Origin of the sequence: Nocardiopsis salina YIM 90010 (assembly GCF_000341025.1) — a bacterium.
Classification (GTDB): Bacteria; Actinomycetota; Actinomycetes; order Streptosporangiales; family Streptosporangiaceae; genus Nocardiopsis; species Nocardiopsis salina.
This window is the reverse complement of sequence record NZ_ANBF01000171.1, coordinates 18,170-29,134: the sequence shown is the minus strand read 5'-3', so window position 1 is coordinate 29,134 and position 10,965 is coordinate 18,170. Positions and strand designations below refer to the sequence as shown.

8 protein-coding genes and 1 pseudogene are annotated in these 10,965 nt (G+C 72.5%); 3 read left to right on the top strand and 6 right to left on the bottom strand.

The genetic code is table 11. The features are described 5' to 3' along the window. Nucleotides 1-147: 147 nt before the first annotated feature. From D474_RS29360 to D474_RS0119375, 4 genes and pseudogenes are all read right to left on the bottom strand, one after another. Nucleotides 148-1,223 (bottom strand): annotated as a pseudogene (locus D474_RS29360) (hypothetical protein). Between the two features lie 392 nt (nt 1,224-1,615). Beyond that, a complete protein-coding gene (locus D474_RS0119390) occupies nt 1,616-2,863 on the bottom strand; it encodes a WD40 repeat domain-containing protein (protein ID WP_239647121.1) in 1,248 nt (415 codons plus the stop codon). A gap of 268 nt (nt 2,864-3,131) precedes the next feature. Next, nucleotides 3,132-3,563 (bottom strand): PPOX class F420-dependent oxidoreductase, encoded by a 432-nt coding sequence (locus D474_RS0119380; protein WP_017615166.1) that lies wholly within the window; start codon nt 3,561-3,563, stop codon nt 3,132-3,134. Nucleotides 3,564-3,864: 301 nt separating this feature from the next. After that, nucleotides 3,865-4,806, bottom strand: coding sequence for a LysR family transcriptional regulator (locus D474_RS0119375; RefSeq protein WP_017615165.1), 942 nt, complete (start codon nt 4,804-4,806; stop codon nt 3,865-3,867). A gap of 156 nt (nt 4,807-4,962) precedes the next feature. Here D474_RS0119375 and D474_RS0119370 point away from each other — a divergent pair, with 156 nt between their 5' ends. Both D474_RS0119370 and D474_RS0119365 read left to right on the top strand, forming a co-directional pair. Next, nucleotides 4,963-6,129: an acyl-CoA dehydrogenase family protein gene (locus D474_RS0119370; protein ID WP_017615164.1), complete on the top strand. Its 1,167-nt coding sequence runs from the start codon at nt 4,963-4,965 to the stop codon at nt 6,127-6,129. A gap of 84 nt (nt 6,130-6,213) precedes the next feature. Beyond that, nucleotides 6,214-7,113 carry an FAS1-like dehydratase domain-containing protein gene (locus D474_RS0119365; RefSeq protein ID WP_017615163.1) on the top strand — a complete coding sequence of 300 codons (900 nt, stop codon included), beginning with the start codon at nt 6,214-6,216 and terminating at the stop codon, nt 7,111-7,113. A 97-nt stretch (nt 7,114-7,210) separates the two neighbouring features. Here D474_RS0119365 and D474_RS0119360 read toward each other — a convergent pair whose 3' ends face one another. After that, complete coding sequence (locus D474_RS0119360) at nt 7,211-8,452, bottom strand: MFS transporter (protein ID WP_017615162.1); 1,242 nt, start codon at nt 8,450-8,452, stop codon at nt 7,211-7,213. A gap of 288 nt (nt 8,453-8,740) precedes the next feature. Between D474_RS0119360 and D474_RS0119355 the strand changes: the two genes are divergently transcribed. Next, nucleotides 8,741-9,802 carry a LacI family DNA-binding transcriptional regulator gene (locus tag D474_RS0119355; RefSeq protein ID WP_017615161.1) on the top strand — a complete coding sequence of 354 codons (1,062 nt, stop codon included), beginning with the start codon at nt 8,741-8,743 and terminating at the stop codon, nt 9,800-9,802. Here the strand turns inward: D474_RS0119355 and D474_RS31890 are convergent. Next, nucleotides 9,786-10,823 carry an ATP-binding protein gene (locus D474_RS31890; RefSeq protein WP_017615160.1) on the bottom strand — a complete coding sequence of 346 codons (1,038 nt, stop codon included), beginning with the start codon at nt 10,821-10,823 and terminating at the stop codon, nt 9,786-9,788. The two genes, D474_RS0119355 and D474_RS31890, sit on opposite strands and share 17 nt — an antisense overlap. Nucleotides 10,824-10,965: the final 142 nt, after the last annotated feature.

The following is a 10,965-nucleotide window of genomic DNA, read 5'->3' as shown; positions in this document are numbered from 1 at the left end:
CCGGGGCCCGCCGGTCCCCCCTTCGGCGAACGCTACGCGGGCAGTCAGCGTTCCCCGTGGTGACGCAGCGTCGTGGCCGGCGGGCCTCCGATCCGGCTCGAAGGTCGACACGATCGGGCGCGGGCCCCGGTGCCCGCGCCCGGCCCCTCAGGAGTACTCGACGTCCTGCCCCTTCTCGGCGCGCCGGCGCTCCTCGTGCTTCTCCCGGAAAGCCTCGCGCCTCTCCCGCTCCCGCAGGCTGAACGCGGCGTTGCGCACCGAGTCCTCGCTCTCGAAACCGGAACCGATCGCACCCGCCACGGTCGCCGCTGCCGTCACCAGCAGGGGGATCAGGAGATAGGTGCCCGGCCCCGGCGAACCCGCGATGTAGGGGTCCAGGACCTCGGGTTCGAGCAGGACCACCGCCGCCGCGATGTTGACCAGGCACAGGGCCGCGTACATGAACGCCACCCCGAGGCTCAGGGTCAGGACCGTCGAGGCGTTGAACAGGACCGCCTGTTGCCGTTCGGAGCGCGGGCGCTCCCTCACCGGTTCCCACAGGTTGTGGTAGACGACGAGCCAGCCGCTCATCACCGCCATGGCCCCCGCCGCAGCGACGGCGAGGCGCCACCCGGAGAGCGTGGTCGCCAGTTCCCAGATCGTCGTGTTGAGCATGTAGAAGGCGCTGAAGGCGAAGGCACCCACGAGCGGCCCGGTCAGACTCCAGACCAGGCGCCAGGGCCGGTTGGCACGGACCATTCCGAGCAGCAGCCTCATGCCCCCGCGGCGGGCCGAGACCCGGGCGTCGACCGCGTCCTGGTCCGGTGTGTGCCGGCGGAAGCGGTACCCGAGCGAGGGCAGACGGCGCCTGCGGTGCTGGGCGGTACCTTCCTCCGGGGTGCCGGGCCGGTGGATGTCGGCGACGAGCTGGGCGACGACCGCCCGTACCCGGCGCCGGAGCGACATCATCCCGAAGCCCGGCAGCGAGACCACGATCACTCGGCGCCCGCTGTNCCCCCCCCCCTGCCGATACGCATCGGCAGGTCGGTGACGCAGACCGCGATGTCCCAGCCATGCTCGTCCATCTTGGACCCGGCGAGCTCCATCATGGCGGTGTGGCGGCTGTCGCTGGGAGGGAGTCGTTCCCGGTACACCTCCGTGTACCATGTCGGGCCCTCGTCGACCTGCTCCGCCAGCAGCTCCGGGAGGTCCTGGGCGAGCTGCTCCCCGATCAACGCGGGCATCGCCACGGGATCCGCGATGATGCCGATCGTGATGTGACTGCCGTTGGTCCCCTGTGGTCCCCCTGCTTCGGCCAAGGGCCGACCCTCTCTTCTCGTGTGTTCGGTTCCCGGCCGCTCACGGCTGCCCCCGAGGCCCCGTGTCCGCAGAAGAGTCCGGAACACCGACTTTACGCGCCACCCGCCCGATCAGGGCGTCACGAGAACGCGCTGCGGCCGGGTCCGGCGCGATCCAGGGGGCGAGCCCTCGTCGGGTGTCGGCGGGAGCCTGCGCCGGCGCTCGTGGCCTCGCTCAGCAGGCGAAGGGCGTGCCGGCACCGCTCAGCACGAGGGGGCGCGGGAACGGCGGGTCCAGGGCCGATTCCGCGCCGGGAGCACCGGGCGCGCCGGGACCGTCACACGTCCCAGACGTAGACGTCCCCGAGTTCCTCGGTGGCCACGACCCGGGAACCGTCATCGGTGATCGCGACGTCCACGAACCCGGAACCGGTCTCCTCCAGGGTCTGGACCGCCTCACCGGCCCCGATGTCCCAGACGATCACGCTGCCGTCCTCGGAGGCCGTCACGGTGGTGTTGCCGTCCTCGGCGACGTCGATCCCGGTGATCTCCCCCTCATGCTGGTCGAAGGAGTTGAGCTGCTCGCCCAGGTCGACGTCCCACACGATGATCTCGCCCGTGTTGTCGACGCTCGTCACGGTGTTGTCGGCTGTGAACTCCACGCCCATGACCCAGCCGCTGTGTCCGTCGAGCGTGTCGAGGGGCTCTTCCGCGTCCATGTCCCACAACCGGACCGTCTGGTCGTCGGCGGCACTGGCGAGCAGCGTTCCGTCCTCGTTGAAGGCCACGTCGCGCACCCAGTCGGTGTGGCCGGTCAGGTTGGCGACACCGGCCTCGGCGGCCACGTCCCACAGCTTGACCTCTCCGCGGTCGTCGCCGGCCGCGATCAGGTTGTTGTCCGGGGCGAAGTCCACACCGCGCACCCAGTCGTCATGGCCGTCGAAGGCCGCCACCTCTTCGCCGTCGGCGTTCCACACGGCCACGGTGCCGTCGTTGCCTCCGCCGGCCAGGTAGGACCGGTCGTCGCTGAAGTCCAGGGAGAGCACCCCGGTGTAGGTGGGCATGGAGACCGTGCCCTCGGAGGAATTGCTCTCCAGGTCCCACAGGGGAACCTCGCCGTCGGGGGCGGACTGGGCGACGAGGGTGCCGTTCCCGGTCACCGCGACCGCCTCCGGGTCGTTGCCCATGTCGAGGATCTGGGGCTCGGTCGTTGCCGACCCCTGGGTGTTCTCCTCCCCGGAGTCGGAGCCCACGAGGATGAAGACGCCGGCCGCGATGAGCGCGAGCACCATGAAGACGGCCACGAGCACGATGACGAGCACCGCCGCGCCGCCGCCCTTCTTCTTCGGCGGCTGCGGTCGGCCGTAGGGCTGCTGTCCGTACTGGGGTGCTCCGTACCCGGACCCGTAGGGTGAACCGCCCGGGCCGTACGGGGGCCCGGGGGGATCCTGCGGCGGGCCAGGAGGGCCGGGCGGCGGGCCGCCCTGTCCGGGAGGGCCGTAGCCGGGCGGGCCGTAACCGGGCGGTTGGCCGGGCCCGTATCCCTGGGGGTCGCCGTACGGGCCTTGGGGTGGCGGGTTGCTCATGACAGCTCTCTTCGGGACTACAGGAACAGGGGAAGGGAGATGTGCCGTCCGGCCGTCCCCGCGCAGGTTCAGGTGACGCGGTGGCTGAGGGACGATCCGCTCATCATGGCACCACTCACCGACCGGCACGGGGCTCGGACCACGGTTGGGCACGGGCTGCGCTGCCCGCACTGTCTCTCCGATGCGGGGCACGTTGTCCTGGTTCCCGAGTGACGGGGGTGAATTCCGGGACGGGGTTCCGGGGGTGCCCCGGCCCCGGCCCGGAAGTTCAGCCGATGTGCTCGCCGTAGACGTGCTCGACGGCGAGCGTGATGAGCACCCTTCGGTCCTCGACCATGACCTGCCGGTACTCTTCCCAGTCGGGGTGCTCCCCGGCGGCGGCGCGGTAGTGGTCCACGAGCGCCTCGACCTCGGGGCCGCGCGGGTCGTCGCCCGGACCGGTGATCGTCACGGTCCCCTCGGCGGTCGCCCACGCCCGACCGTCCGGGCTGGTGACCTCGAGCGCCGCACGGGCGTCACGGCGCAGGTTCGCGGTCTTGGCCAGCCCCGCGCGCGAGGAGACCCGGACAACGCCGGCCCCTCGGTCGTAGTGGGGTTGGACCGGGGACAGCTGCGGACGGCCGTCGGACTTGAGGGTCGCGAGGACCCCGAGGTCACTCGCGGCCAGCAGGGCGTGCGGGTCATGGGGCTCGGAGCTCACGAACGTCCTCTTCCGTGTCGGAGTGGTGCGGATGGCGCGGCGGCCGGTCCTGTGGTGACCGGTTCGGTGTTCGGCCCGCGGTTGCTCTCGCGGTCATGGCCGACGGTGCGCCTGAAGCGGGCGGGGCTCCTTGTGCTCCGCCGCTCACACACCGTTGTACCGGTGGGGGTACGCGCACACCATGCATACGCGCGGCCGGAACCGGACCCCGGACACGGGAATGCGCGCGGGCCTCCGGTCCGACGGGAGAGGCAAGCAACGGTGACCACGCACGCGAACCGACCGTCCCGGCCGCGCCGACTCAGGTCGGGCCCCGCACCCCGGCCCTGGCCCCGGGCCACTCCCCCGACGCCACGAGCTCCCGCGCCGCATCGACCACGTACGCGGCCACCGCCCGAACCGCCGGGGGCACGCGCCGCCCGACCGGGAGCCCGAGCACCACCGACCTCGAGACCTCAGGCCCAGTCAACGGGGCACCGGACAGCGTTCCGGCCGCGATGTCCGGCGCGACCCCGGCCGCGGGCAACACCGTCCACCCCTGCCCGGCCGCGACGAGCGCCTTCTGGATGCGCATCGCGTTGACCTCAGTGACCACGGTCGGCTCGGTCCCGTCGTCCGGCCTCGCACGGTCGATGAGCACGCGGAGGCCGTGCCCGGCCACCGGCAGCACGAGCGGGTGTTCCCAGACCCGTGCCCATGGCAGGGGGCGTTCCGGGGACAGTCCGGCTCCGGGCGGCGCGACCAGCCACAGGTTCTCCTCCGCCACAGGGGTGACCGACAGCGAGGGGGCCGCAGCCAGGTCGTAGAGCAGGGACAGGTCCACGTCCCCGTCGTCCAGCCAGCGCTGCAGGTGGCCGCTGTACCCGCTCATCAGACGCAGTTCCACGCCGGGGTGCAGCTCGGCCAACCCGCGCACCAGGTGCGGGGCGAGCAGATCGACGGTGCTCTCCAGGAGCCCCAGCCGCACCACCCCGGACACCTCACTGGAACCGGGGCGGATCTCGGTGCGCACCAGGTCGAGTTCGTGCAGGGCGCGGCGGGCGTGCTCGAGCAGGACCTCACCGGCCTCAGTGGGGACCATGCCCTGGTTCGTGCGGTGGAACAGGGATGCTCCGAGCTCCTCCTCGAGAGTGCGGATCTGCCGTGTCACCGCCGGTTGCACCACATGCAGGCGGCGCGCGGCCGAAGTGACGCTGCCCGTCTCGCTGACCGCCACGACCGCGGTGAGCTGTCGCAGCTCCAACGCCGTCCTCCTGAGCTGGTGCCATGACCTGTGCGCACCTGGGTATCACGAACAGGCATTTCCCAGGGCCGAAGATCAGTGCACATGATGGACCGAGGCCCCGCCCGCCCGGACCGGCCGTTACGCTGCCGTCCCGCCGAGAAGAGAGCCGAGCCCGTGTACGAACTCACCGAGGAGGAGACCTCCATCGTCTCCCTCGTCTCCGAATGGGTGGACCGGGAGGTCAAGCCGGTCGTCCGGGACCTCGAGCACGGCAACACCTACCCGGGGTCCCTGATCGGACAGATGAAGGACATGGGCATCTACGGCCTGGTGATCCCGGAACCGTGGAACGACGCGTCGGTGTCCACCCCCTGCTTCGCCGCAGTGACCGAAGAGCTCGCGCGCGGCTGGATGAGCCTGGCGGGCGCGATGGGCGGGCACAGCGTCGTCGCACAGCTGCTGCTGGCGTTCGGAACCGATGAGCAGAAGGACCGGTACCTGCCGAGGATGGCGACCGGCGAGGTCCGGGCGACCATGGCGCTGACCGAACCCGGCGGCGGCTCCGACCTGCAGGCGATGCGCACGACCGCACGCGCGGAGGGCCCGGGCGGGGACTACGTCGTCGACGGGTCCAAGACGTGGATCTCCAACGCCCGGCACGCCTCGCTCGTCGCGCTGCTGTGCCGCACCGACCCGGAGGCCGAGCCCGCGCACCGCGGCATCAGCATCCTGCTCGTGGAGAAGGGACCCGGGTTCGAGGTCGGGCGCGACCTGCCCAAACTCGGTTACAAGGGTGTGGAGAGCTGCGAGATCTCCTTCGACGGGATGCGGGTGCCGCGCTCTGCGCTGCTCGGCGGGGTCGAGGGCAAGGGGTTCGCGCAGATGATGCGCGGGCTGGAGATCGGCCGGATCCAGGTGGCCTCGCGGGCGCTGGGCGTGGGTCAGGCCGCGCTCGACGACGCGGTGCGCTACTCGCAGGAGCGGGAGAGCTTCGGCAAGCAGATCTGGGAGCACCAGTCGGTCGGCAACCTGCTCGCGGAGATGGTCACGCAGCAGACGGCGGGACGCCAGCTGGTGCAGCACGCGGCCCGCAGGTACGACTCCGGGGAACGCGCGGACATGGAGGCGGGCATGGCCAAGCTGTTCACGTCCGAGGCCGCCATGAAGATCGCCCTGGACGCGGTGCGCATCCACGGCGGGCACGGGTACTCGACCGAGTTCGACGTGGAACGGTACTTCCGGGACGCGCCGCTGATGATCGTCGGCGAGGGAACCAACGAGATCCAGCGCGGGGTCATCGCCCGGCAGCTCGTCAAGCGCAACCGTGTGGGTGGGGCGTGAGCGGGTCCGGCGCGGCCGACGAGGACCCGCGGATGGCAGCACGGGCGGCGCAAGCGGCCGGCACGAGTCGCAGGAGGTCCGATCATGAGCACGTCCGAGTCGAGGTCCGTCGAACGCACCGAGGTGTTGGCGCACGCACCCGCCGCGGCACTCGCCGGCCTGTTGGGTGTCGAGGAACCGGACGCCGAACGCGGTTCCCTTCCGTTGCTCTGGCACTGGCTGTACACACTGGAGCGTCCCGCACAGGCCGACCTGGGTGCGGACGGCCACCCGGTGCGGGGGACGGTTCCCGAGCCACCGGGGCCGGGGCGGCGCCGCATGTGGGCCGGAGGCCGGGTGAGGACACACGCGCCGTTGCGGTTCGGGGCTCCGGTGACGCGGCGGACCCGGGTGCTGGAACGGGTGGACAAGGAGGGGCGTTCGGGGGCACTGACCTTCGTGACGGTCGGCCACGAGCTGGAGCAGGACGGCCGGGTGGCGGTGCGGGAGGAGCAGGACATCGTCTACCGGGACGCCGTCGTCGGGGGCCCGGGGATGGCCGCGGTCGGCTCTGCGCCCGGTGAACGGGTTCCGCCGCAGGCCCGCACGGTGGTGGCGCCCGAGGCCCACGAGTGGGAGATCACGGTCGATCCGGTGCTGCTGTTCCGGTTCTCCGCCCTGACCTACAACGGCCACCGCATCCACTACGACCGCGAGTACGCCACGGCGGTGGAGGGCTACCCCGGCCTGGTCACGCACGGCCCGTTGCAGGCGGTGGCGATGGGCGAGCGCGCGCGGGCCCTGGGCCACGACGCCGCGTCCGGCGCCGAGCTGCGGTACCGGTTGGTGTCGCCGCTCTTCGACGACGAGGGCCTGGTCGTCGGCGCGGTTCCGGAGGAAGAGGACGGGCACGGCGGCAGTGACGGGCACGGCGACGCCCTCGTGTTGTCCGCCCGCGACCGTTTCGGCCGCCGCACCGCTCGGGCCCGGTTGACCGTGTCCTGAGCCCGTGCCCGGCCTCTGCGGCACCCGCAGAGGGCCCGTGCACATGGCTGTGCCCGCGGGATCATCGGCGGTCCCGCGGGCGCGGGTGCGGGGTGGGTCAGCGGCGGTCGGACGCGTCCACGGCAGGGTCCTCAACCGCACCCGCTTCCGCGTCACCCCCGTCGGCCCGGGTCCCGTCGTCCTTGTAGAGCCCGGGGTTGCGCCGGTCGAGCGCCCCTGCCGTCAGGGCCACGGCCAGGCCCAGGACCGCGGCACCCGCGCCGAGCAGCGCCGGCGAGGTGTAGCCGAGACCGGCGCTGATACCGAGCCCGCCGATCCATGCCCCACCCGCGTTGGCCATGTTGAACGCCGAGTGGTTGGCCGAGGACGCGATCGTCGGCGCGCCGGCCGCCTTGTTCATGATCAGCACCTGCAGCGGCGCGGTCACGCCGAACCCGACGGCGCCCAGGACCACGACGGCGATCATCGCGCTCACCGGGTGCTGCACGGCCACGGAGAACAGCACGAGCACCACGGCCAGCGACGCCAGGGACCCGTAGATCGTGGGACGCAGCCACCGGTCGGCGAGCGGGCCCACGGCGAGCGATCCGAGCGTCATACCCGTCCCGAACAGGGCCAGGACGAGCGGGACCCCGGCCGGCGACATCCCGGCGACCTCGGTCATCATCGGCGAGATGTAGCTGTAGACCGCGAAGACGCCGGCGAACCCGAACACCGCGGTGATCAGGGCGTACACCACCTGGGGACGGCCCATCGCCGCGATCTCGCCGCGCAGGCGCACACCCTTCGGGGAGGGCACGTCGGGCACGAACACCATCACGCACACGAGGCTGACCAGGGCGATCACGGCGACCACGAGGAACGCGGTCCGCCAGCCCATGAGCTGGCCCAGCAGGGTTCCGGCGGGCACACCGACGATGTTGGCGACGGTGAGCCCGAGCAGCATCCGGGCCACGGCGGTCGCGCGGCGCATTGGGCCGGCCATGTGCGCGGCGACCAGGGCACCCACGCCGAGGAAGGCGCCGTGCGGGAGCCCGGCCAGGAACCGGCTGGCCAGCACGGTCTCGTAGGTGGGCGCCACGACGGTCGCGACGTTGCCGAGCGCGAACAGCCCCATGAACACCAGGAGCGCGGTGCGTCGGCGCAGCCGGGTGGCCGCGGCGGTCAGGATCGGAGCGCCGATGACCACACCGAGGGCGTAGGCGGCGATCAGGTGTCCGGCGGAGGACAGGGTGACGTCGAGGTCGGCGGCCGCCTCGGGCAGCAGACCCATGATGACGAACTCGGCCGTGCCGATGGCGAAGGCCCCGAGAGCCAACGCGAGCAGGGCGAAGGGCATGAGCGTCTCCTGGTGCGGGACAGGACGGGATGTGCGGATGCGGTGCAGCGGCGTCGAGGCGCCGGTGCCTCGTCGCACCGGGGGCGGCGCAGCTTCGGGGACCGCTGGGTCCGGTGAGGGCCAACACGGGATTGGCACGTGCTAATCCCAGGTTGGCAGACACCGTTCGGCGGCTCCAAGCCAGAGGACTGTGAACTCGAACGCACCGCCCCGGATCCCCGCCCGCACCCGCTGCCGTTACCGTGGTCGTTGACCGGACCGGACGGACGAGGGACCAGGGGACACAGGATGCCGAGCAGCGGTGCCGACGATCCCCGTGAGTCTCCGGCCTCTCCCGCGTCCCGCTCCCGCCGGACCACGATGGCCGACGTCGCCGCACACGTGGGCGTCTCCCGCCAGCTGGTCTCCCTCGTCCTGGCCGACAAGCCCGGACCCAATCCACGCACCCGCGAACGAGTCCTGCGCGGGGCCGAGGACCTCGGTTACCGCGCCGACACCGCTGCCCAGCTCCTGCGGCGTGCACGGAGCCGCCAGCTCGGGGTGCTCTTCACCATGGAGCACCAGCTCGAGACCCACATCGTCGAGGCCCTCTACCCCGCAGCCGCAGAGGCCGGATACGAACTGGTCCTCGGTGCCCTGCTGCCGACCCGCAGCGAACGTCGCGCCATCGACGACCTGATCGGGCTCCGGTGCGAGGCGTTGATCCTCATCGGGCTCGCCGAACAGGCCCCCGCCCACCTGGCCAAGGTCGCCGAGCAGGTCCCCGTCGTGGAGATCGCCCAGTACACCGGCGCGACGGGGACCGACAGCGTACGCACCGACGACGCCGCGGGGGTGCGAGCCGCCGTCGACCACCTCGTGGATCTGGGCCACTCCGACATCGTGCACGTGGACGGCGGTGAACTCCCCGGCGCAGCCCACCGGCGCGAGGGTTACCTGGCGGCCATGCGGACGAACGGGATCACCGAGCGGGCCGAGGTCCTGTCCGGGGACTACACCGTGGAGTCCGGGGTCACCGCCGCCCGGACCCTGCTGGAGCGCGACCGCCTGCCGACCGCGGTGGTGGCCGCGAACGACCTGTGCGCGTGCGGGGTCGTGGAGACTCTCGTGCGCGCGGGCGTGCGCACACCCGACGACGTGTCCGTGGCCGGGTACGACGACAGCCGAACCGCCTCGCTGCCCTACCTCGATCTGACGACGGTGCACCAGGACACCGGACGGATGGCCGAGATCGCGGTACGCTGCGCGGTCGAGCGGCTGGACGAGGGCCGTACGCACGACCGGGTGGACGTGCTCGAGCCCGCTCTCACCATCCGGTCGAGCACCGCTCCCCCTACCCCGGAACGGTAGCGCGGGCGCGCTCCCGACCGTAGGCCGCCACGACCCCAGGAACGCGGTAACCACCCCCGTCGCGCAGCAGCAGGGACCGGTCGACCAGGCGCGCCAGCACCTCATCGACCTCGGCCGGGGGAACGTCCGCACCGCCCCCGACACCCCGGGCCGTCTCGAGCGAGAGCCCGCCGGGGCATGTGGACAACCGGCGCAGGACCACCTGTTCGGCCTCCGTCAACAGCCCCCAGCTCCACTCGGCCATCGCCCGCAGGCTCCTCTGCCGCCGCGGCCGACCGCGCGCCTCCCCCGCCGGGAGCGCGAACTCTCCGTCCAACCCGGCGAGGATCCGCTCGAGTCCCAGCGCACGGATCCGCGCGGCGACGAGCTCGAGCGCGAGGGGAAGGCCGTCGAGCCTGCGGCAGATCTCCGCGACGACGGCGGCGTTGTCGTCGGTGAGGGCGAACCCGGGGTCGGCGTCGCGGGCACGTTCCACGAAGAGCCGTCCCGCATCGGACCCCAGGACGGCCTCGGCGGTCATCACGCCGGCCGCCGCCGTGGCCGGTGTGTGCAACGGTTCCAGTGCGATCACGCGCTCCCCGGGCACGTCGAGCACCTCCTGGCTGGTCACGACCGCACTGACCGGAACACCCTCGGAGGCGAGCGTGGTCAGCAGTTCCGACACCGCCCCGGCGACGTGCTCGCCGTTGTCGAGGACGAACAGGGCGTCGCGCCCGTCCAGCACCGCGCCGAGGCGGGCGAGCGGACCGCTCCCCGCGTGCACGTCCCCGTCCGGGAGGCGGGCGAGCACGAGCGAGGCGAGATCGGCGGTCGTGGCGTCGCGCTCGGCGTCGGCGAGTTCCACCAGGTGCACCCCGTCGAAGGGCCCGGACGTGTCCTCGTCGGCCAGGACACGGGCCGCGGCGAGCGCCAGCCGGGTCTTGCCCACGCCCCCGGGCCCGGTGACCGTGGCCAGGCGGGCGTTCCCGGACCCGTCCCACATCTGCAGGAGCCGGTCGAGCTCCCGGCCACGGCCCACCATCGGGGTCGCGGGCGACGGGAGGCGGGGACGCGTTCCGGCCCCCGCGCCACGGTGCGGCCCGGACTCGGCCGGTACCGGCCGGGCGCCGTGACCGCCGTCCAGGGCCGGGTCCTGCCGGAGGACCGCGGTGGCAGCTCGGCCA